Annotated in this window: 21 protein-coding genes; 3 read left to right on the forward strand and 18 right to left on the reverse strand. The window is 37.7% G+C overall.

What is annotated here, in order from left to right; translation table 11 throughout:
- The 12 genes from hisG to AC1DFT_RS02405 all read right to left on the reverse strand — a co-directional run bounded on the left by hisG (position 1) and on the right by AC1DFT_RS02405 (position 13,599).
- The gene (gene hisG, locus AC1DFT_RS02350) at positions 1–630 is read right to left on the reverse strand and encodes an ATP phosphoribosyltransferase (RefSeq protein WP_477917247.1); all 630 of its coding nucleotides are present in this window, start codon (positions 628–630) and stop codon (positions 1–3) included.
- Positions 623–1,801, reverse strand: coding sequence for an ATP phosphoribosyltransferase regulatory subunit (locus AC1DFT_RS02355; RefSeq protein WP_477917249.1), 1,179 nt, complete (start codon positions 1,799–1,801; stop codon positions 623–625). Before AC1DFT_RS02355 ends, hisG begins: the two co-directional genes overlap by 8 nt.
- A 372-nt stretch (positions 1,802–2,173) precedes the next feature.
- Positions 2,174–2,683 carry an acyltransferase gene (locus AC1DFT_RS02360; RefSeq protein ID WP_477917251.1) on the reverse strand — a complete coding sequence of 170 codons (510 nt, stop codon included), beginning with the start codon at positions 2,681–2,683 and terminating at the stop codon, positions 2,174–2,176.
- Positions 2,680–3,336, reverse strand: a complete 657-nt coding sequence (ppaX, locus tag AC1DFT_RS02365) for a pyrophosphatase PpaX (RefSeq protein WP_477917253.1) — start codon at positions 3,334–3,336, stop codon at positions 2,680–2,682. Before ppaX ends, AC1DFT_RS02360 begins: the two co-directional genes overlap by 4 nt.
- The gene (locus tag AC1DFT_RS02370; RefSeq protein ID WP_477917255.1) at positions 3,333–4,271 is read right to left on the reverse strand and encodes a nucleoside recognition domain-containing protein; all 939 of its coding nucleotides are present in this window, start codon (positions 4,269–4,271) and stop codon (positions 3,333–3,335) included. Before AC1DFT_RS02370 ends, ppaX begins: the two co-directional genes overlap by 4 nt.
- Before the next feature lie 17 nt (positions 4,272–4,288).
- Positions 4,289–5,098, reverse strand: a complete 810-nt coding sequence (gene lgt / locus AC1DFT_RS02375; RefSeq protein WP_477917257.1) for a prolipoprotein diacylglyceryl transferase — start codon at positions 5,096–5,098, stop codon at positions 4,289–4,291.
- A gap of 24 nt (positions 5,099–5,122) precedes the next feature.
- Positions 5,123–6,058: an HPr(Ser) kinase/phosphatase gene (gene hprK, locus AC1DFT_RS02380; protein ID WP_477917259.1), complete on the reverse strand. Its 936-nt coding sequence runs from the start codon at positions 6,056–6,058 to the stop codon at positions 5,123–5,125.
- Between the two features lie 99 nt (positions 6,059–6,157).
- Positions 6,158–6,451: a hypothetical protein gene (locus AC1DFT_RS02385; protein WP_477917261.1), complete on the reverse strand. Its 294-nt coding sequence runs from the start codon at positions 6,449–6,451 to the stop codon at positions 6,158–6,160.
- Between the two features lie 692 nt (positions 6,452–7,143).
- A complete protein-coding gene (locus tag AC1DFT_RS02390; protein ID WP_477917263.1) occupies positions 7,144–8,265 on the reverse strand; it encodes a DUF4097 family beta strand repeat-containing protein in 1,122 nt (373 codons plus the stop codon).
- Positions 8,266–8,366: 101 nt separating this feature from the next.
- A complete protein-coding gene (gene uvrA / locus AC1DFT_RS02395; protein ID WP_477917265.1) occupies positions 8,367–11,237 on the reverse strand; it encodes an excinuclease ABC subunit UvrA in 2,871 nt (956 codons plus the stop codon).
- A gap of 6 nt (positions 11,238–11,243) precedes the next feature.
- Positions 11,244–13,226, reverse strand: a complete 1,983-nt coding sequence (gene uvrB, locus AC1DFT_RS02400; protein ID WP_477917266.1) for an excinuclease ABC subunit UvrB — start codon at positions 13,224–13,226, stop codon at positions 11,244–11,246.
- Between the two features lie 136 nt (positions 13,227–13,362).
- Positions 13,363–13,599: an IDEAL domain-containing protein gene (locus AC1DFT_RS02405; protein ID WP_477917268.1), complete on the reverse strand. Its 237-nt coding sequence runs from the start codon at positions 13,597–13,599 to the stop codon at positions 13,363–13,365.
- Between the two features lie 178 nt (positions 13,600–13,777).
- Between AC1DFT_RS02405 and AC1DFT_RS02410 the strand changes: the two genes are divergently transcribed.
- Positions 13,778–14,320 carry a competence protein ComK gene (locus AC1DFT_RS02410; protein WP_477917270.1) on the forward strand — a complete coding sequence of 181 codons (543 nt, stop codon included), beginning with the start codon at positions 13,778–13,780 and terminating at the stop codon, positions 14,318–14,320.
- Here the strand turns inward: AC1DFT_RS02410 and AC1DFT_RS02415 are convergent.
- Together AC1DFT_RS02415 and AC1DFT_RS02420 are read right to left on the reverse strand one after the other, a co-directional pair.
- On the reverse strand, positions 14,317–14,682 hold the full coding sequence (locus tag AC1DFT_RS02415) for a YhjD family protein (RefSeq protein WP_477917272.1): 366 nt from the start codon (positions 14,680–14,682) through the stop codon (positions 14,317–14,319). The genes AC1DFT_RS02410 and AC1DFT_RS02415 overlap by 4 nt on opposite strands.
- A 778-nt stretch (positions 14,683–15,460) precedes the next feature.
- Entirely contained in the window at positions 15,461–16,690 is a 1,230-nt protein-coding gene (locus AC1DFT_RS02420; protein ID WP_477917273.1) for an EAL and HDOD domain-containing protein, read from the reverse strand.
- Positions 16,691–16,843: 153 nt separating this feature from the next.
- Here AC1DFT_RS02420 and AC1DFT_RS02425 point away from each other — a divergent pair, with 153 nt between their 5' ends.
- Complete coding sequence (locus tag AC1DFT_RS02425) at positions 16,844–17,620, forward strand: enoyl-CoA hydratase-related protein (RefSeq protein ID WP_477917275.1); 777 nt, start codon at positions 16,844–16,846, stop codon at positions 17,618–17,620.
- A 69-nt stretch (positions 17,621–17,689) separates the two neighbouring features.
- Here AC1DFT_RS02425 and AC1DFT_RS02430 read toward each other — a convergent pair whose 3' ends face one another.
- Positions 17,690–18,490, reverse strand: a complete 801-nt coding sequence (locus tag AC1DFT_RS02430) for a class I SAM-dependent methyltransferase (protein ID WP_477917277.1) — start codon at positions 18,488–18,490, stop codon at positions 17,690–17,692.
- Positions 18,491–18,704: 214 nt separating this feature from the next.
- Here AC1DFT_RS02430 and AC1DFT_RS02435 point away from each other — a divergent pair, with 214 nt between their 5' ends.
- Positions 18,705–18,800, forward strand: coding sequence for a putative holin-like toxin (locus AC1DFT_RS02435; RefSeq protein ID WP_477917279.1), 96 nt, complete (start codon positions 18,705–18,707; stop codon positions 18,798–18,800).
- A 314-nt stretch (positions 18,801–19,114) separates the two neighbouring features.
- On the opposite strand, the gene AC1DFT_RS02440 is transcribed toward AC1DFT_RS02435, so the two are convergent.
- The 3 genes from AC1DFT_RS02440 to AC1DFT_RS02450 are packed head-to-tail and all read right to left on the reverse strand — an operon-like array spanning position 19,115 to position 21,106.
- Entirely contained in the window at positions 19,115–19,552 is a 438-nt protein-coding gene (locus AC1DFT_RS02440) for an N-acetyltransferase family protein (protein WP_477917280.1), read from the reverse strand.
- Between the two features lie 35 nt (positions 19,553–19,587).
- Positions 19,588–20,604 (reverse strand): serine hydrolase domain-containing protein, encoded by a 1,017-nt coding sequence (locus tag AC1DFT_RS02445; protein ID WP_477917282.1) that lies wholly within the window; start codon positions 20,602–20,604, stop codon positions 19,588–19,590.
- A 28-nt stretch (positions 20,605–20,632) separates the two neighbouring features.
- Positions 20,633–21,106, reverse strand: coding sequence for a GyrI-like domain-containing protein (locus AC1DFT_RS02450; protein WP_477917284.1), 474 nt, complete (start codon positions 21,104–21,106; stop codon positions 20,633–20,635).
- Between the last annotated feature and the right edge of the window lie 90 nt (positions 21,107–21,196).

Below are 21,196 nucleotides of genomic sequence, written 5' to 3' on the forward strand. Positions count from 1 at the left end.
CTACCTTTTAACCAATTCATTTTTTAATTGTGTAATAAATTCCCGGATGCGTTCACTTTTTACACGATAACTTACAGGATTGACGATCAAACGAGAGGATATATCCACAATTTTTTCATATTCAACTAACCCGTTTTCTTTTAAAGTCTGACCGGTTGAAACGATGTCCACAATACGATCAGCTAGCCCAATCATCGGCGCCAATTCAATCGAACCATTAAGCTCAATAATTTCCACTTGCTCTCCCTTTTCTTTATAGAAGTTCGTAGCAATGGTCGGATATTTTGTCGCAACTCGTGGTGCTATTTCGTTCATGGTCGTATTAGGAAGCCCCGCAGTCGCAATATAGCAATTACTAATATGCAAATCGAGTAACTCATGTACATCTCGGAGCTGTTCTAATAGCACATCTTTTCCTGCAATACCAATATCCGCAACCCCATGTTCTACGTAAACGGGAACATCCATTGGCTTCGCTAAAATAAATTGAATTCTTTCCTCCGGTGCTTCGACAATCAGCTTTCTAGAGTCACTAATCTCTTGTGGTAGATTAAACCCAGCCTCCACAAATAATTGATATGCTTCTTCGAAAATACGCCCTTTTGGCATCGCAATTGTTAACTCATTCACGTAAAGAACCACCTTCTGAGACAATTAGTACTTCATCAAAACTTTGTTTATACACATCCAAGTCATAGACACTTTCTATGTATTGAAGCGTTACACGTTCCGCAATATTCCTTCTCGCTTCCGCTAGCACATTAGCTTTCAAATAGGCACCTTCAGTAAATAAAATAAGTGTTTGCTTTTCTTCTACAACATCTTTTCGTAAAACTTCCAAAAGTCTGTCTACACGTATTCCAAATCCGATAGCCCCTACTTGTTCGCCAAATTGCTGGAATAATTCATCGTATCTTCCGCCATTTCCTATCGGGAACCCACTTCCAGCAGCATAAATCTCAAACAACATTCCCGTATAATAGCTCATATGACTGGCAAGTGAGAAATCGAAAGAGACAATGGACGGATCATTTAATTGAAGTTCCAATAAGCGTTTTAACTGCTCTAGTTGATCTATTAAATATTGCTGTTCATCCGTTAAAAATGGTCGCAAGTTTTCAAAGGTTTTAAAGTCAATCGTATAATCTATTAGTTTTATAAGGTTCGCTTTTTGTTTTTCTAATAAAGCAAATTCGTCCAACTTTTGTTCGAATCCCACAAAGTTTTTTTCTACTAATAGCTGTCTTAGTGCGTCTACTTGCTCCTCTGTATTTGTATTATTCGTTAGAAACGCCGTTAATAATCCTGCATGACCAATCGTAATTCGAAAACTTTCCACCCCAAGCGTTTTTACAAGCTCTACTGCCGTATGAATGATTTCACTATCGCCGTATGCGCTGAAATCACCGATTAACTCCAATCCTAGTTGTTCAAACTCCGCTGGACGACCACCTTCTCGTTGTTGTGCTCGGAATACATTTGCATAATAGGCTAATCTTAATGGATTTTTTTCTTTCAACAATTTGGAAGCTGCAATTCTTGCGATAGGTGTTGTCATATCCGGACGCAATACAAGTGTTTCTCCTTGATTGTCTACTAGTTTAAATAGGGATGATTCATCAATTGCGGAAGCCTTTCCGATTGTTTCGAAATACTCAACAGACGGTGTCTTGATAAAATCATATCCTTTGTTTCGTATAAAGTTTCTTGCTGTCGATCGTATATATTCTTTTTGTTCATTTACTTCCGGAAACGAATCTCTCATTCCCAGAGGTTTCTCGAACATTTGAATTTTACCCATTTCATCCCTCCTAAATACACTTTATCTTACTAGAGTACTAATACGTTGAATTATATAGATTTTATCCTATATTATTCATTTCGTCAATCTATCCCTTTCTTCCTTTTAGAATAGTAAGAAAAATAAAAGTACATAGTTTTCTAAAGCTTTTACGCAATAAGAGGCCAATCGCAAGATATACACCTCGAATCACAAGGTTGCCGCTGGGAGTCGCAAGATACACACCTCAAATCGCAAAATCGTTGTCGATAATCGCAAGATGCTCACTCTAAATCGCAAAATAGCTTCCCACCTTACAATCAATAGGAATAGTCATCACTCTGTCCTAAAGTAAAAAAAAGCTATCCTCCACATGAAGAATAGCTTAGTTCGTTACTTATTATTTCGTTCGATCATTTGTTCCTTCGTATAAATAATGCGCATTGGGTTACCTCCGACAAAACAACCTTCTGGAACATCCGCATTGACAAGGGTGGCTGCAGACACGATCGCATCATTCCCTATCGTAACTCCGGGTAAAATTGTAGAATTGGCTCCAATTAACACTCGATCGCCAATAATTACATCACCAATCCGATACTCATCTATCAAATATTCATGTGCCAATATCGTGGTGTTATAGCCAATTATCGTGTTATCTCCTACTTTAATCCGTTCTGGAAACATTACATCCACCATCACCATCAAAGCAAAAGACGTTTCTTTTCCAATTTTCATTCTAAGAAATACACGATAAAAAAAGTTTTTCCAACTTAAAAATGGAGAGTATCTCGCTGCTTGTATAAAGATAAAGTTTTTCACGACTTTCCAAAAAGGAACTGTATCATACACATGCCATAACGAATTCGCACCACTCACAGGATACCTTTCCGTTCTTCTCATACCGTCTGACCTTTGGCAATATCGAGAAGCTCACTTATATGTTGAATCATATAAGTTGGTAAATAAGTTGCTAGAAAAGCTTCACCTTTTGCGGACCATGCGACAGCAGCTGTATCTACTCCTGCTCTTTGTCCACCTACGATGTCATGTGAATTATCACCAATCATTAATGCATCTTCTTTTCCCACACCAAGTTTTTCGAGTGCAAGTTCGATTGGCTCAGGATCTGGTTTGGCATTTTTTACATCGTCTAATCCGATGATTGTGTCAAATAACGTCTCGCATTTCATCAGGTTAATGCCTCTATCAATCATTTCTCTTCTTTTTGTCGATACGACTGCTAGTTTGTAACCTTCTTCTTTTAATTTGTACAATGTTTCGACAACCCCATCAAAAGGCACAACCATCTCATCATGGTGTTGAATATTCCATGCACGATAAGCGGCTATGAGTGATTCTGTTAGTTCTGGGTTAATGGAATGGAATGTTTCATGCAGAGTTGGTCCGAGAAATGGTAAAACACTATCCCTATCATATTTCCCGGGAAATTTTTCTCCCAAAACATGTAAAAAACTTTCGATTATAAGATTATTCGTGTCTAATAATGTTCCATCAAAATCAAACAATAGTGCTTTGTAGGCTTTTCTCTTCATAGCGTTACCACTTCCTCTTGTTTTCTTTGCTCCGATTTACGCCATATGTACGCGACAATTATCGTCAATACAAATGCTGTCGCTAATCTTATTAAAAATAAAGGCAGTATTGGAACCCCTAACGGGATAAAGATTAACGTATCTTCCACGACAGCATGACATGCCACTAAAAAGATAAAGGCAAGGGTCGCATCCTTTTTACTTACACCATCCTCTTGCACTGCTTGAATCATTACACCAGCGCCGTAAGCAAGACCTATAGTAAGACCTGCAACAAGTGTCAAAGACGCATTTGGTTGAATGCCAATAATTTTCGTAAATGGAGCAATCTTTTCAGAAAACTTTTGCAAATAATTACGATCTTTTAGAACCTGAATAATAATCATTAATGGAATAACAATTAGCGCAAGTTGTAAAACACCAAAAGTCGCTTTTTGCAAGCCCAGTAAAATAATCTCTCCCCAACCATTAGGTATTTTCTCGGCAGCAGTAATTGCACCGTACTTAGCAATTTCTCCGCCACCTTGCCATACTAAATTGATAATCATTGCCGAAAAAATAGCTAATCCAAAACGAACGACTAATACTACCCAAAGCTTTACGCCTACACGAAGTGCAACGCCTGTTTCTATAAAAATATTATGCGAAAAAGATAACATCGTTGCTAATATAAACACTTCTTTCACAGTTAACTCCAGCGAAAGAATTCCAGCAATACCAGCATACAAATTCAATGCATTTCCTAAAACAAGAGGTATTGCGGCTTCTCCTCTAAGTCCAAGTAAACCCATAAATGGTGAGATTAAATCGATTATCCACGGTAGAACGGGAGTATATTGTAAAATAACTACCAATAAAGTAATAGGAAAAATGATTTTACTTAATGTCCACGTCGTTTTCAGGCCTGCAAATAGCCCCCTTTTTAACGTTCCCATACGTTCCCCCTTCTTTCTTACTTATCCTGATATCGAACGACCGGTTTAACCGTCATTCTTCTATATACAAACAAAATAATAGCAATCACAATCGTTACTAATGAAATAACTTGTGCTTGTCGTAAATCTCCTATTAAATAAAGGCTATCTGTTCGCATTCCTTCTATAAAGAAGCGCCCCACAGAATACCATACTAAATAAAACAAGACCATTTCCCCACGACGTAAATTTACTTTACGAAGAAGAATGAGAATAATAACTCCTATTAAATTCCATACCGATTCATATAAAAACGTCGGATGATAGTATTTACCATCTATATACATTTGGTTAATAATCCAGTCTGGAAGCTTTAAGTTCTCTAAAAAGCTTCTCGTTACTTCTCCACCATGCGCTTCTTGGTTCATAAAATTTCCCCAACGCCCAACTGTTTGTCCAATTAATATACTAGGTGCTACAATATCCGTAACTTTCCAAAAAGAAGTGCCTCTCTTTTTCGTAAAGAAATAAGCAGTTAAGAACGATCCGATTAATGCACCGTGAATAGCAATTCCACCATTCCAAATCTCAATGATTTTCCCCGGATTCTGCCCGTAAAAATCCCATTTGAAAATGACATAGTATATACGAGCACTAATGATTGCGATTGGTACAGCCCAAATAAGTAAATCAGTTAAATAATCTGGATGAAATCCACGTTTCACCATCTCTTTTTGTGCTACTAAAAATGCGATTATTATCCCAAATGCAATAATCACTCCATACCAACGCACTTCTAAAGATCCAAGTGAAAAAGCCACCGGATCAATTGCTTGTAATAAATTCATATGAAACTCCCTTCCAATTGCCTATTAATAATTTGCTTCACCATTTTGCCCGATTACATCGTCTAATCGTTTGGCAAAGTCTTCTGCAGCATTAATCCCCATTCGTTTCAATCGATGATTCATCGCTGCCACTTCAATAATAACAGCCAAGTTTCGTCCTGGTCGAACTGGAACGGTTAATTTTGTAATTGCAGTATTAATAATTTCCATTTTTTCTTCTTCCAAACCAAGTCTATCATAGGTCTTTTTCTCATCCCATATTTCAAGCTCGATCACTAATGTAATTCGCTTATAGTTTCGAATAGCAGTTGCACCAAAAAGCGTCATAATGTCAATAATACCGAGTCCACGTATTTCCAGAAGATGTTCGATTAATTTTGGCGCACTACCAACAAGTGTCTCTTCGCCTTCTTGCCTAATTTCCACACAATCATCCGCTACAAGACGATGCCCTCTTTTCACTAATTCTAGTGCTGTTTCACTTTTACCAACGCCACTTTTACCAGTGATTAAAACTCCTACTCCATATATATCTACTAATACACCATGTACGGCAGTCGTTGGAGCAAGCATGCTCTCTAAAAAGTTGGTTAACATACTAGAAAATCTAGTAGTCGGCATACTCGTCGTTAAAACAGGAACTGAGTTCTCGTTGGAAGCAGCAATTAACTCCTCCGGTACTTCCATTCCATGCGATACGATAATGACAGGTGTATCGGATGCACATAATTTCATCATGCGCTCGCTTTTTTCTTTTGCTGTTAATAATGCAAAAAATGAAATTTCTGTTTTCCCCATTAATTGAATACGATTGGATGGATAATGAGTAAAATAACCCGCCATCTCAATCCCTGGTCGAGAAATATCGCTAATTGCAACGTGGCGCCCAATTCCTTCCTCCCCACTTACTAATGAAAGATTGAACTTTTCTTTAATATCCTTTGTCGTCACATGAGGCATATCTCTCCACTCCTTTCCCGCTTCTTTCTACACATAGTTCTTATTTTAGCATGATTAGTCATTCTTTTTGTATTCATTTATCTTTTGCTTAACTATTTATTAAAAGTTGCCGGATTTTAATATTGCACTGATGTATAAATGTTTTGTATTGCGTAGTGTAGGGATACTGCTTGGTAGTGAGGCGAATGAAGTGCCCGCTGTGATTTTCGCTACAGCAGTACGCTTTCCGCCGGGTGAGCGATGAGCCATCCCCGCCGCCCTCAGGCGTACCTTGGGATGGCTCATTAGCCCACTCATCCGGCAGGAGTCGACGGCTGTAGCGAAAATCAAAAAAAATTTCCCAATTATCAATATCATCCTGTTAAAAAACAAAATTTCAACCGGTTTTTCCATTGCATTCATCCAATAAATGGCTTAGGGCAACCAACCGATGACTGGGAGAAACCAGTTCTCCTACGAAAGCAACTAAATCAGCACGAGAGCAACCAAATTGTCGGTGAAAGCAACCAATTCTCAAAATGGCAAGTGTACTCGATGTGAGACAACTATAATTCCGACATATTATAGGAATTATATGTCTTAAAACCCGTCGAACACGCCTGGCCGGCATATACTCGACTGGTTTATCGTGTTCAGCTGCCTTATTGTCGCGTTCGAGGTGTGCATTGTCGCGTTCGCTGTGGATATTGTCTCTTCCAACCTTTTATTGTTAATATTAGATCTCTATAAGTAAGCATTTGCCATTTATTTTCACTGCAGGCGGTGACCCCAGTGGAGGCCAACAGGATGTTGGTCGCGAAGGCGTTGCCACACGATGTGGCGTTCTTAGCCTTTATTCCTCTGCCTGAGTAAGATGAGACTTCACAACGTACGCGCTAGCGGCGGTGAAGGCTCATCACTCACCCCACGGAAAGCGTCCGTCCTGCAGCGAAAATCATAGCGGTCACTAGTCAACACACTACCATGTAGTTTCCCTAAATAGTGATTTACTCCATACCTTTTGTAGAGTTTTATCCAATGTAAATATTCTCCTAATAACAAAAGCCGCAAGAAGCGCTATGCTCCTTGCGGCTTTTGAACGATTATTACTCACTATCAACAGTATAACGCACAACAACAGATCCTGTTTTGGCGTCTCCATATACTCTTAGTGGCTCTGCTTCAGAATCCACTACTTTCGTAAATCCTACTTTTTTGTTCAACAATTGTTCGGATTGGTTAAGCTGCGTGACATCTGACAGTTGTACATCAATTTTTCCTAGTTGGGTAGTGGTCTCTCCTTTTAGCGACACATCTTTAGGTACGTATAATTCTACCGTTCCTGCAACTGCAGTTCCTTCGATTTTACGTGCTCCCTTATCTTTTGTCGTTAAAATTACATGCCCACTAACCGAAGAACCTTCCAATTCTTTCAGCTTTCCATCTACATAAATTCGACCATTCATCGTTTCAACTTCGATTGAATCCCCCACAACATGTTGCACTTGGACTGATCCATTTACCGTTTCTATATCTGCTCTTTTGAACGTTAATGCATCTAAAGTTACTTTGCCGTTCGTTGTTTTTACTTTAAAAGAGTTTGCTTCTATATTCTTTGCAGAAAATTCTCCATTGAACAACCGTGCCGAAATATGATTATAGGTTTGTTTCGGTACAAAGAGCGCTACTTGGACAGAAGTTGTTTTCATATAGCTGTATACACGTAATTTATTTCCTTCTGTAGTAAAGATAAATTCTTCTGCGAAACGTGCTTTTGCTTCTTCTTCTGTTGAGTTTTTGAAGGACTTTACTTTTACCGTTGCGTGAGCATAAGTTTCTTCTGTCGGGAGAATTTCAATTTTACCATTCGCTATATTAACCGAAATATCCTCGAAAGTCGCTTGTTCTTTTACTAAACTTTCTTCGAAAACAACTGGCTCACCAAATGGCATTTCAAAGTCGAATTCCTTCATCTTATCTACAGTTCCTTGCATGAACTGCATAAATCTTTCGCCCATTACTGTGAAATCACGTTTTAAATCTTCTATAAAATCTGCGCTTTGGTGCTTGTTTTGTCCATTTGTCTGTTCTTGTTTTGGCTCTTCCTTGTCTAGTGAAATGATTGTTGTAGACTGTTTTCCAAGCTCCTCTAATAATGCCAATGCTTCTTGTGCGGTAATTGTGCCATTTTCAACCATATCTAAAATACGTTTTCGTTCTTCTTGCATAGTGAAAGGCCTCCTCATAAGTTTAAAATATAAAACGAGTTACTTACCCTATTTAATACGATTAAACTTGCATAAAGTTTCATTTATGATTGAACGGTTAGTTATTTCTTCGCAGAAGCTTCTAAAACGACTTCATCCATTCTTTTTCGGTCTCGCGCAAGAATAGGCTTTAGGTACTTACCAGTATAAGATTTTTTTGCTTCGATGATTTTTTCAGGTGTTCCAAACGCTATTATAGTCCCACCTTTGTCCCCACCTTCAGGACCTAAATCAATCATATAATCAGCGGTTTTGATAACATCCAAGTTATGCTCAATAACTAGAACAGAATCACCATTTTCTACAAGACGTTGCAGTACAACAAGTAAACGGGCAATATCATCTACATGTAAACCTGTTGTCGGTTCATCTAAAATATAAAATGTTTTGCCGTTGGATCGTTTATGCAATTCAGAAGCTAATTTGACGCGTTGCGCTTCTCCTCCCGAAAGTGTAGTTGCTGGTTGACCTAGCTCCACATAACCTAATCCAACATCGACAATCGTTTGTAGTTTTCGACTAATTTTCGGATGATTTTCAAAAAATGCTAATCCGTCTTCCACTGTCATTTTTAGTACTTCTGCAATATTTTTCCCTTTGTATTGTACTTCTAATGTTTCTCGATTATACCTTTTCCCATGGCATACTTCACAAGGAACATAGACATCCGGTAAAAAGTGCATTTCAATTTTAATGATTCCGTCTCCGCGGCATGCTTCACAACGTCCACCTTTTACATTAAAACTGAATCTCCCTTTTTTATATCCTCTTACTTTTGCTTCGTTTGTTGCTGCATATAAGTCGCGTATATCATCAAATACTCCTGTATATGTAGCCGGATTTGATCTTGGTGTTCGTCCAATTGGTGACTGATCAATATCAATTACCTTTTCCAACTGTTCGATTCCTTCTACACTTTTATTTGCACCCGGTTTAACCTTGGAACGGTTTAGTTTGGATGCAAGTGATTTATATAAAATTTCATTCACTAATGTACTTTTTCCAGAGCCGGATACGCCTGTTACCGCTGTGAATACGCCTAATGGAATATCTACATTGACATTTTTCAAGTTATTTTCAGTTGCACCTTTGATTTTAATATATCGTCCATCGGGTTTTCTTCGCTCGATTGGTAAAGGAATATACTTCTTTCCACTTAAGTATTGACCGGTTAGCGAGTTTTCATTATTCATCACTTCTTCAGGTGTTCCTGCAGCAACAATTTCTCCACCACGAATACCCGCACCAGGTCCAACATCGATTAAATAATCGGCGGCCATCATCGTATCTTCATCATGCTCTACTACAATTAACGTATTTCCAATATCACGCATACTTTTTAATGTCTCAATTAATCGATCGTTATCACGCTGATGCAAACCAATAGATGGCTCATCTAGAATATACAATACACCTGTTAGTCTTGAACCAATTTGCGTGGCCAAACGAATTCGTTGCGCTTCTCCACCAGATAATGTACCTGATGCACGGTTTAAAGTTAAATAATCCAGTCCAACGTTTTCTAAAAATCCTAGTCGTTCATCAATTTCCCTTAATACTAATCGGGCAATTTGCATATCTTTTTCAGACAAAGTTAATTGATGGAAAAACTTATTTGCTTCGGTAATCGAAAACTGTGATATTTGTCCAATATGCATCGAATTCACTTTCACTGCCAGTGTTTCTTTTTTTAAGCGATATCCTTTACAAGTAGGGCACTCATGCTGTGCCATATACTTTTCCATTTGCTCGCGAATATAGTCAGAGGACGTATCTTTATATCTGCGTTCGATATTTGCTAATACTCCTTCAAATTGAATAAGACTGTCGCGTACTTGTCCGAATTCATTTTCATAACGAAAACGAATTTTGTCCTCGCCAGATCCATACATAATTTTATTCCACTGATCGATTGGCAATTTTTCGACCGGCACATTCATTTTGATTTTATAATGTTTGCAAACAGCTTCTAATAACTTCGGATAATATTGAGAGCTTGTTGGTTGCCACGCTAAAATTGCCCCTTCTTCCAAGGTCATACTTTTATCGGGTACAACGAGTTCTGGATCTACTTCAAGTTTCGTTCCTAAACCATCACAATCTGGACATGCACCGAACGGATTGTTAAACGAGAACATGCGTGGTTCTAGCTCGCCAATTGAAAATCCACAAATCGGACATGCATGATGTTCACTAAACAAAACTTCCTCATATTCCATTACATCTATTAATACTCGACCATCCGCTAGACGCAAGGCCGATTCTAATGAATCACTGAGTCTTGCTGCAATTCCTTCTTTCATCACAATTCGATCTATAACGACTTCGATATTATGCTTTTTATTTTTATCTAAGTTTATATCATCGTCTAGATCTCTGATTTCCCCATCTATTCGAATACGTACAAAACCTTGCTTTTTCATATCTTCTAGTAATTTCACATGCGTTCCTTTACGTCCAGAAACTATTGGCGCTAGTACTTGCATTTTTGTTCTTTCCGGGTACTCATTTAATCGATCAACCATTTGTTCAATCGTTTGAGAGGATATCTCGATTCCATGTGTAGGACAGATTGGCTTTCCAACACGTGCAAATAACAACCTTAAATAATCATAAATTTCCGTAACAGTCGCTACGGTAGAACGTGGGTTTTTACTCGTCGTCTTTTGGTCAATGGAAATAGCCGGTGAAAGTCCCTCTATTACGTCAACATCCGGTTTATCCATTTGCCCTAAAAACTGTCTTGCATAGGCGGATAATGATTCTACATATCGGCGTTGTCCTTCCGCATAAATAGTGTCGAATGCTAAAGACGATTTACCCGACCCAGACAATCCAGTCATAACAACGAGCTTATCTCTAGGAATTTTTAAGCTGACGTTTTTTAAATTATGTGCACGAGCACCTTCTATTCTAATTTCTTGGTTCTTCAATATTATTCATCCTTCCAGCTTCAATTCAAGGATTGCATCACGCAATTGTGCTGCCCGTTCAAAATTAAGTGCCTTCGCTGCATCTTTCATTTCTTTTTCTAGATTTTGTAATAATGTATCTTTTTCTTCTTTCGTCAAAGGTTTTCCACTCGTTAACTGCTGTGCATAACTTGCTTCTTCTTCTGCTACTTGGGTTGCACGAATAACTTCTCGAATTTTCTTTTCAATTGTTTTTGGCGTGATGCCATGCTTTTCATTGTATTCCATTTGAATAGTACGACGTCGTTGCGTTTCGTCTATCGCTTTTCGCATAGAGTCCGTCATTTTATCCGCATACATTATTACTTCACCATTCGAATTTCTTGCTGCACGTCCTATTGTTTGTATTAATGAACGCTCCGAACGTAAAAATCCTTCTTTATCCGCATCTAAAATCGTGACAAGAGACACTTCTGGTAGGTCAAGCCCTTCCCTTAGTAAGTTGATTCCAATCAGGACATCATATGTTCCTAAACGAAGATCTCTTATGATTTCAATTCGCTCTAATGTTTTCACTTCCGAATGTAAATACTGTACTTTAATGCCGATTTCTTTTAAATAATCCGTCAGATCTTCCGACATTTTCTTCGTTAATGTCGTTATAAGTACCCGTTCATTTTTCGCTGTACGCTCATGTATTTCATTGATCAAATCATCAATTTGTCCTTCAATCGGTTTCAATGTAATAATCGGATCCAATAAGCCTGTTGGACGAATGATTTGTTCGACCATTTCTGGTGTATGCTCTAGCTCATAAGGACCAGGTGTCGCTGATACATATACCGCTTGATGGACATGGTCTTCAAATTCACTAAAAGTAAGTGGTCTATTATCAAGTGCAGACGGCAATCGGAAACCGTGGTTTACTAATACTGATTTCCTTGCTTGGTCTCCATTAAACATTCCTCTAACTTGTGGTAATGAAACATGGCTTTCGTCCACTACCAATAAAAAATCTTTTGGAAAATAATCTAATAATGTATATGGAGTTGCCCCTGCTTCACGTAAAGTGAGATGACGGGAATAGTTTTCAATGCCTGAACAAAAGCCCATCTCTTCCATCATTTCTAAATCATAGCGCGTACGCTGCTCTAGTCGTTGTGCCTCTAGTAATTTATCCTCCGCACGCAATATCTTTAATTGTTCTTCTAATTCTTTTTCGATATTCTCTATGGCCAATTTCATCTTTTCTTCTCGTGTAACGAAGTGAGATGCGGGGAAGATGGCTACATGTTCACGTTCTGCCATTATTTCTCCTGTAAGTGCATCGACTTCTCGAATACGATCGATTTCATCACCAAAAAACTCTACACGAAGACATTTTTCATCTCTTGATGCGGGGAAAATTTCAACAACATCTCCACGCACACGGAATGTACCCCTTGTAAAATTTATATCGTTTCTTTCATACTGGATATCGACTAATTTTCGAAGTAACTGGTTTCGCTCGATTTCCATTCCTGTTCGAAGGGAAACGACCATGTCTCTGTATTCCTCTGGATTTCCGAGTCCGTATATACACGAAACGGAGGCAATAATGATGACGTCTTTTCTCTCGAATAACGATGAGGTAGCGGAGTGTCGAAGTTTATCAATTTCTTCATTGATACTTGAATCTTTTTCAATATACGTATCTGTTTGAGGCACGTACGCTTCTGGCTGGAAGTAATCATAATAACTTACGAAATACTCGACAGCATTGTTTGGAAAGAACTCTTTAAACTCGCTATACAGCTGCCCTGCAAGTGTTTTATTATGCGCCATTATAAGGGTTGGCTTGTTCGTTTGTTGGATAACATTTGAAATGGTAAATGTTTTTCCAGTACCTGTTGCACCAAGCAATGTTTGATGTTTCTTCCCTTCTTGAACACCTTTTACTAATTCTTTTATCGCTTCTATTTGATCTCCTGCTGGCTCATACGGAGCTTGCAAATCGAAAATTTGTTCCATAGATAAGCCTCCCACTGGTTGAATAGTTTCAGTTTAACATACTCTTTTTTTGAATCCTAATAAAACGAACGTATGTTTTTTCATTATTTTTTGCACATAAGAAAAGCCGCCTAAACATAAGCGGCTTTTCTATCCATCACTTTGGATTATTTAATTGTTGTAATGCATTCGTGTATTGTGTAAATGCTTTTTCGTCTTTTTGGTCCAGTGCCTCGTCTATCTGTTCTAATAATCGTTTACTACTTTGTTCCCGGTGGATAATGTTCAAAAACATATCAAGATAAATTTCGTTCAACAATTTTTCTGCAGAACTTTCTTTTCCTGGCTGACCCATCGCTCTTAAAAAATCTGCATATGAATATTGTTTGTCCATTTCCATCACCCCGATGCCTTTTTTTCATTATATAAAAGCTTGGCGTTAGTTGCAACTATTTTCGGAAAATTGCGATTTTAAAATAAAGAGTAAACATTTCAAAAACTCGATATATTTACTTGCTTTTTTTCCATATTTAACTACAATTAAGTTATAACTTACTAAGGAGTGAATGTATATGTTCAATAAAAAAGAAGAAAAGTCTTTCCTAGTTTCATTTGACACCGCTGTACTTCAACCAATTGTAATTAATAACAAAGTTTTTACTAAAGCGATCAGTTATTCGGGCGAAACTAAGGTTATAGGCAAAAAGCCTTATGACATTGTCCGTCATTCTTGTTCCTATTACGGTTCTTCTTTTCAACACTCAACTAAATTATCAAAAGAAGCGATTGGAAATTATTTGAAGCTTCCTATTCTTATTGCACATGACTTTGGGAGTCCGTGTATTTTAATCCCTATCCTTTCTCCAAAATCTGATTTAAACACATGGTTTTCTCTTGGAGCCATCGAATCCTTCTATCCCTCCGAAGGTGGCTGTACGATTGTTTTAGCGAATGAACAAAAGATACAAGTACCTTCTTCTCCAACTACAATTAGCCGACAAGTTGGATTTGCCAACATTCTAAATATGCATTTCTTAAAAAGAATGAGTCATCTAGTAAATAATAGTCTAATCACTTCTCGTAATCCGCTGTTTCAAAAAGATTTATTTGGTTAACGCGCATTTTCCACAATCCCCAAATAAATAGTGAGTAGTTCTTCCACTCGGTTGCGGAGTCGGACATTTAAATAACGACGATGTTCTTCATAGCCTCCATGAAAAAATACATATTCCGTGAACATATCATCTCCCTCTCCGCGAAGAACTTTCATACTATGTCTTTTCATATAAATATGGGTTTGTTTCAATTCGATTTGAACTTGTTTTACGGCTCCTTCTACCATAGCTACATACGGACGCTTTAACTTAAAGGGACCTTGTTCAAAAATCATTCGATCCTTCTCCAGAATAGTTAATACCATTGGTAGATAGATCATGTTTTCTAAATAAGGGATGGCCTCTTCCGGTATTAATGGCATATCGACTCTCCTTTTCAAGAACACTTGTTCTTATTTCATTGTACTACTTTTAGAAAGAAATGCAACATTTAAGAAGCAATACTTTTTAGGGATAATGCGACGTGGTGACCGCTAACCTTCGCGCTTGCCGCAGTCACGAGCCCACTCGTGCTGCGCCCGAGTGGGGCTCATGACTGCGGCTCATGCGGCTTAGGCAGCGCTACGGCAATCATATCCTTTCTATTTATTCGGAGAAAATTGTCCAATAAAAAAATGCGCAACGTTTATAAATAATGCGGCAAATTCCTGGTCGTCTCACTCCAAGTAAAGAGTTATTTTAAGAATTGGTTGCTCTCACTGGCGATTTGGTTGCTCTCATGTTGGTTTGATTGCTTTCGGAAAAGAATTAATTGCTTTCAGGGACCGGTCTGTTGCCCATAGCCATTTTCTGGATGTGCGAATTGAATAAAATGGATAATAACCTGTTTTTTGGTAGTCTGATGCTGATTAGGTAAGCAATTTTTCATTGATTTTCGTGAAAGGATGGCGACTCCTGCCGAGGCCAACAGGATGTTGGTCACGAAGGCGTTGCCACACGATGTGACGGTCTTAGCCTTCGTTCCTCTGTGGACAGATGCCACTTCACATCCTACGAAGGCTCATCGCTCACCCGGCGGAAAGCGTCCATCCTGTAACGAAAATCATAACGGGGACTTTAAGACCCATTATCCCTAGAATGCCAATTAACTCGAAATTTTATAAGTACAACAAAAAACTACCATTCAAAAAGACATGGTAGTTAGTTTATTATTTCAGTTGCAAAGCGTCGAGCTTCTAGATAAAGAGCGTTTAATGTGGAATGGTCAACACCAAGACTTGCGGCTCCGACAATCATATCATCCCAGCGGACCTCATCACATGCAATGGCAAGCTCTAGAAAAGGAGACATCTCCGTTTTAATGCCAGAAAGTGTTTCTGCAACTTCATCTGAAAGTGGTAAATCTTGCAGCAATTGTATCATCGGCCGATGAAGTAATGTGTCGATTAGAGAAAACATACCAACTAGGAAAAATTCAGATGCATTTTGCAAAAATTTACGTTTTGCAAGTAACTCACAAAGTTTTGCTCGAAATAGCGATGCTTCGATAAGGGCCATTCCATCACCTGTATGATTCTTTTTAGATTCCCGCAGTAATAAGACATGCAACCAATGACTCAATTCATCTAACCCAAGCATGAGCACTCCTTGCTTAATCGAGCGAACTTTAGATTTTGTCCGGACTGCTGGAGAGTTGATCATCTTTAGAACTTTAAAAGAAAGAGAAACATCCCGCTCAATTTCATCCGAAATATCTTCTATGGAAACGGTATTATTTCGCAACAAGTTGATAATTCGAAAATATTGCGCCAAATTTGTTGGTATTTCTGATCCTTTTATTACCTCAGGCTTTGCAAAGAAGTAACCTTGAAAGAGTTCGTAACCAGCTTCTTTTGCTTCATAAAATTGTTCCCTTGTCTCCACTTTTTCTGCCAACAGTACAATATTTGGGTAATTGCTTTTAACGATTCGTTCAATTGCTTGTCGCTCTGATAACGTACTCAATAGAAAATCTACTTTAACAAAATCCACAATTGAAAATAATTCATCATATAAAGCGACATTTTCTTGCAAAACAAAATCATCTAAGGCAATCAAAAAACCAAGAGACTTAATCTCTCGAAGCTTTTGAAGTAAAGCAATTGTAATCGGAATATCCTCTAAAATTTCGACGACAATACGATCCGCCGGAAACTTCGCAAAGACCTCTTTTACTAATAGATTTTCCGTAAAATTAATAAAACATAGCTTATCCCCTGCTAGTTCATTAATACCTATCGTTAAAAATGAATGAGCTATCACGTCCAATGTAGCCTCATCCCCTGCTATTGTAGGAAAAGAATTGTCCTGCCCATTTCTATATAATAATTCATAGGCAAATATATGTTCATCTTTAGCAAAAATGGGCTGTCTTGCAACAAATATGTCCAAGTGAATACCTCTAATCCTTAAAATTTCAATAATACAATTGTAACAAAATTGAAAATGAAAATCGATCTAATTTAATCCTTCCTAGGAAAGATGACAGACTATTATTAAAATGATATGTTTTGTATGGGGAAATAATTATTAGGGGGAGAAAAAATGGACTCAATTCGTTATGAACAACATGGTAATATAGCATACGTTACACTAAATAGACCGGATGCGCTAAATGCATTTAACTATGATATGTTACGGGAGCTTGGGGATATCGCAGAATCCATCCGAATTAATCCAGATATCCGCGTCGTCATTTTCACAGGAGCTGGTGAAAAATCATTTAGTGTTGGAGCAGACTTAAAAGAACGAAAAACACTGACCGATCAACAAGTGAAGCGGAATATTTATAAAATTGGCGAGGTATTTTCAGCTATTGAAAACTTACCACAACCAACCATTGCTATGCTAAATGGCTACGCGTTTGGGGGTGGAACGGAACTTGCACTTGCATGTGACTTCCGAATTGCGGCGGATGACATCCAGCTAGGATTAACCGAAACGAGTTTAGCAATTATCCCAGGTGCTGGTGGAACACAACGACTACCAAGACTAATTGGGGAAGCAAAAGCAATGGAGTTAATCTTGACCGCTAAAAGACTTAAAGCAGATGAAGCATTGGCATATGGCTTAGTAACTAAGATCACCTCTCGTGAAACATTGATATCGGAAACAGAGAACTTTGCAACACTGATGCTTGCTAATGGACCGATTGCCTTACAACAAGCTAAGTTCGCCATCAAACACGGCATGAATGCAGATTTACAAACCGGGTTACATATTGAAAGAAAAGCGTATGAGATCACTATTCCAACAGAAGATCGAGTGGAAGCATTGAATGCATTTAGCGAAAAAAGAAAACCAGTATTTAAAGGGAAATAAACTAGTGAAGGAGCTACCGATTAGTTAATTGGTAGCCTTTTTCATCTCAGCATATTGTTTATGTGGTACTCAGACCTTTGTAGCAATTAACGTATATAACCCTGGGATCTTACTCTCTATTCCTTGAGGTAAATCCGCTGGAAACGCCCATCTAACATCTGCTTCTTCCTCCAGATAATTAATGCGGAATCCTGCATTTGAAATGGCCGTAACAATTTCTCCTAAAGTCCATCTTCGAATAGTTACTTTCTTCAAATTAGCCCGCTCTTCTTCTGAAAGCAAAAAACTATAAGCAACCTCTTCTTCTATAACTTCTTCACTAAAATAATCTCCATTCGCAATCATTTCACCTTCTTCAACGTTCACTAACTTCGAAACAAAAGGATGATAATCTCTTAGAATGAATTGTCCTCCAGGCTTTAGTGAATCATAAACCACTTTAAATAAAGGAAGTAAATCCACAAAATAATGTAATACCCCTAATTCTAAAAGGGTAACATCGAAATTGGTTAGCACGTCATCATCCGGAACTTCTAATATATCTGAAACTATGTATTTAATAGTCACTTTTGCTTCGTCAGCCAATTCCATCGCATATTTCTTATTATCTTGCGAAATGTCTACGACCGTAACTTCTGCTCCTAATAAAGCAAAAGATACCGCTTTATTTCCTTTTGATCCTAAAAGATTAGCAATTTTTTTTCCTTTTATCTCACCTATGAACTTTAAATAGTGAGCTACAGCATTCGTAGGATTTGCTATTAACTTTTGAGCATATTCTGTTGGCGTACCGTGACGATTTGTCCAAGCTTGATAGGCAGATTGATTCCACCCTATTTGGTTTGTACGGCTAACTATTTCTTGTTTCATAGCGCTACCTCCAAAAAGAAGTTTATTTTATTCCAATGACATTGCTAAAATTCGCATCTATATCATCTGTACTAGTCATATATACGCACAAAAACAAGAACGTATGTGTGGTATAATAAAAGAATAATAAAATAGGGTTTCATGGGTGGTCAGCATTTCATTCCGAAATACTTTCTATGTACATTTTTCATGGGAAGAGGAAGGAGATGTTGCTATGTATATTTTCGAAGCGCTTGTAGTAATGATTAGTTTTTCTACATTAATCGTATCTATCATTGCGCTGTCATATACTTTTTCACAAAAAAAGTAAACCACCCAAAACCTAGTCAGTGACGGGATGGTTTACCATGCTTAACTGCTGATCGCCTTTGAAGCGATGCTATTTTATTACTAGGCTGTTCGGTGGTGAGACACCGTCCAGGCTTTTTTAATGTATGTCATAATGACCTAATTATACCAATAGAACACTATGATTTCAACTTTACCATTTCCAGCAACGTAAAATCTTCTTAATCGACCAATTTTCTGAGTGTCCGTATATAGATCTATCAAAAGCACTCTTTTGTACTAAAGGCACTAAATCAATAACTAACAAGTTCTCTACTGATTTTACTTCCACTTCAATCAAATCGAAAAATAATAAAAGTAAGTAGACTCTTTTATAAATCCAATTTTCTCGTACAGTTTTTGTGCATTCACATTATCTGCAGCCGTCTCCAGTAAAATACCTTTTGAACCCGCTTCCTCAGCAAATGCAATTGCCCTTCTTATTAACTTTTCTGCTATTCCTTTTCTTCGTGCCGCTTCTTTCACGTATAAATCATTTAGCACCCAAGACCTTTGCATACTTACAGATGAAAAGGATGGAAATAATTGCGTAAAGCCAACAGCTTTTCCTTCATCGAAGGCCATGAAGATAACGGATTCGTTTTTTATAAATAATTCTTCTAAAAACTCTCTTGCACCTTTAAGATTCGATGGTTGTTTATAAAATTGTCTGTATAAGTCAAAAAGTTCCACTAGGGAATCAAGATCATTAATCGTTGCTTGATAAATATTCATGTATAATAAACTCCTTGTTTCCATTATATTTTGTCCTATGACAAGCACTCCATAACTGTATCTCCAAATGCGCGAATGTCCGATAAATAGTCGAATCCATCTGGGGAGCCAAAACTATTAAACATTCTAACTGCTACAATATCATGCTTAGGAATGACTAATACGGCGACACTTGTATAACCTAAAATTTGATAAGAGCCTTTCGGTACTAGTTCTCCAATCTCTGTTTTTTTGGCAGGCAAATCTTTTACAAACCATAAAAAACCATTTTGTGGGAAATCAGCGTCTATCGTATTTGGACTTTGAAGAGATGTTGCTAACCTTATTATTTCACTATTTACAACTTGTTCTCCACTTATAAAACCTTGTTTAAGATGAAGCTGACCCCATTTCGCTAGCTCTCTCGCTGAGACATACATATTCATTTCATCCCCATCTGTACTTTCATGAGTTTTCCAAATAGGATTATCCGTATCTCTTATTACTTCCGCAAGCTTGTCATTTTGTTGCGCATACCAACCTGTTCCTGTGAACCCAAGAGGTTGAAATACATGTTCAGTTAAAATCTGACTTACTGTTTTACCTGTTGTTGCTTTAACAATTTGCGTGAGCAATGAAATATTGATTCCGCGATAGGCCCAGCTCTGTCCAGCAGCAAACTCGCGACAAATCACTCCATCCACTTCCCTTAAACCATGAGTATGTGTGAGTAAATGTCTAATAGTCGTCCCATTTAAAAGATTTGAGTCAAGTGTTTGTAAATATTTAGTCACCTTATCATCAATCGAAGTTATGTATCCATTATGAACAGCAAAAGCAAGGGCAAATCCAATATAACTTTTTCGCACCGAAGCTACATGAAATTGGGTGTCTGCTTGTACGGGTTTTGCATCTGGTTTCTTTGAATGGTTCCCCCAATACTTTTCTGCTACTACCTCATTGTTATGTATAATAACCATAGCTGAACCGGAAGCGTCTACCGAATTGTACGTATTATTTACATGTGTTTTAACGGCGTGGAACCGATCCTTCGATATTTTACTAATAAACATTTTGGTTCCTCTTTTCAACAGAAATATTTTATTCAACCGTATCTAGTAGCAATACATCCACATTTTCTGAATCTTTCCAACTAGAGTATATTTCCAAATGCCATCTATCTTTCAACCTTTTTAATCCCCTTTCTTCAATCCACTTATGTAAACTATCATACGAATTACTGATCATATTATTCGATCCTGCATGCTTAATAGCCGCATACTTTTGGGGAGGAACAGTTAAAACAACCATACCTTCTGGAATATTTTCATATTTTTTTACTTCTACACAAATCCAGTAACCATCTTCTTCCTCAGTGGAATTATCAACTACAAATGCTCCGATTTGAAGAGAAGGATTGATTACCTCTTGAATTTCTAGAATACGTTTTTGTAATTCCATAGATGCTTTAGGTATTTCATTTACATATTGATCTCCTGAGCATAGCACTCGAAGTCCAACTAGCTTTATTTCCCCTAGTTCTTTGATTTTCTGTTGAGAGAAGTATTCCGACATGGTGAGGCCTCCTTCGCAAAACCACTTTATCTTTTTACGTCTACATTCAATTCTTCACTACTACTCAAAACTCCTTCATCTTATGATAAG

The organism is Psychrobacillus sp. 05T411 (genome assembly GCF_056396485.1).

What these genes read in the sequence shown, in the direction of transcription:
- AC1DFT_RS02355 (WP_477917249.1), bottom strand. Translation starts at nt 1,801, where the DNA reads ATGGGTAAAATTCAAATGTTCGAGAAACCTCTGGGAATGAGAGATTCG.
- AC1DFT_RS02360 (WP_477917251.1), bottom strand. Translation starts at nt 2,683, where the DNA reads ATGAGAAGAACGGAAAGGTATCCTGTGAGTGGTGCGAATTCGTTATGG.
- ppaX (WP_477917253.1), bottom strand. Translation starts at nt 3,336, where the DNA reads ATGAAGAGAAAAGCCTACAAAGCACTATTGTTTGATTTTGATGGAACA.
- AC1DFT_RS02370 (WP_477917255.1), bottom strand. Translation starts at nt 4,271, where the DNA reads ATGGGAACGTTAAAAAGGGGGCTATTTGCAGGCCTGAAAACGACGTGG.
- lgt (WP_477917257.1), bottom strand. Translation starts at nt 5,098, where the DNA reads ATGAATTTATTACAAGCAATTGATCCGGTGGCTTTTTCACTTGGATCT.
- hprK (WP_477917259.1), bottom strand. Translation starts at nt 6,058, where the DNA reads ATGCCTCATGTGACGACAAAGGATATTAAAGAAAAGTTCAATCTTTCA.
- AC1DFT_RS02385 (WP_477917261.1), bottom strand. Translation starts at nt 6,451, where the DNA reads ATGGAAAAACCGGTTGAAATTTTGTTTTTTAACAGGATGATATTGATA.
- AC1DFT_RS02390 (WP_477917263.1), bottom strand. Translation starts at nt 8,265, where the DNA reads ATGCAAGAAGAACGAAAACGTATTTTAGATATGGTTGAAAATGGCACA.
- uvrB (WP_477917266.1), bottom strand. Translation starts at nt 13,226, where the DNA reads ATGGAACAAATTTTCGATTTGCAAGCTCCGTATGAGCCAGCAGGAGAT.
- AC1DFT_RS02405 (WP_477917268.1), bottom strand. Translation starts at nt 13,599, where the DNA reads ATGGACAAACAATATTCATATGCAGATTTTTTAAGAGCGATGGGTCAG.
- AC1DFT_RS02410 (WP_477917270.1), top strand. Translation starts at nt 13,778, where the DNA reads ATGTTCAATAAAAAAGAAGAAAAGTCTTTCCTAGTTTCATTTGACACC.
- AC1DFT_RS02415 (WP_477917272.1), bottom strand. Translation starts at nt 14,682, where the DNA reads ATGCCATTAATACCGGAAGAGGCCATCCCTTATTTAGAAAACATGATC.
- AC1DFT_RS02425 (WP_477917275.1), top strand. Translation starts at nt 16,844, where the DNA reads ATGGACTCAATTCGTTATGAACAACATGGTAATATAGCATACGTTACA.
- AC1DFT_RS02430 (WP_477917277.1), bottom strand. Translation starts at nt 18,490, where the DNA reads ATGAAACAAGAAATAGTTAGCCGTACAAACCAAATAGGGTGGAATCAA.
- AC1DFT_RS02435 (WP_477917279.1), top strand. Translation starts at nt 18,705, where the DNA reads ATGTATATTTTCGAAGCGCTTGTAGTAATGATTAGTTTTTCTACATTA.
- AC1DFT_RS02440 (WP_477917280.1), bottom strand. Translation starts at nt 19,552, where the DNA reads ATGAATATTTATCAAGCAACGATTAATGATCTTGATTCCCTAGTGGAA.
- AC1DFT_RS02445 (WP_477917282.1), bottom strand. Translation starts at nt 20,604, where the DNA reads ATGTTTATTAGTAAAATATCGAAGGATCGGTTCCACGCCGTTAAAACA.
- AC1DFT_RS02450 (WP_477917284.1), bottom strand. Translation starts at nt 21,106, where the DNA reads ATGTCGGAATACTTCTCTCAACAGAAAATCAAAGAACTAGGGGAAATA.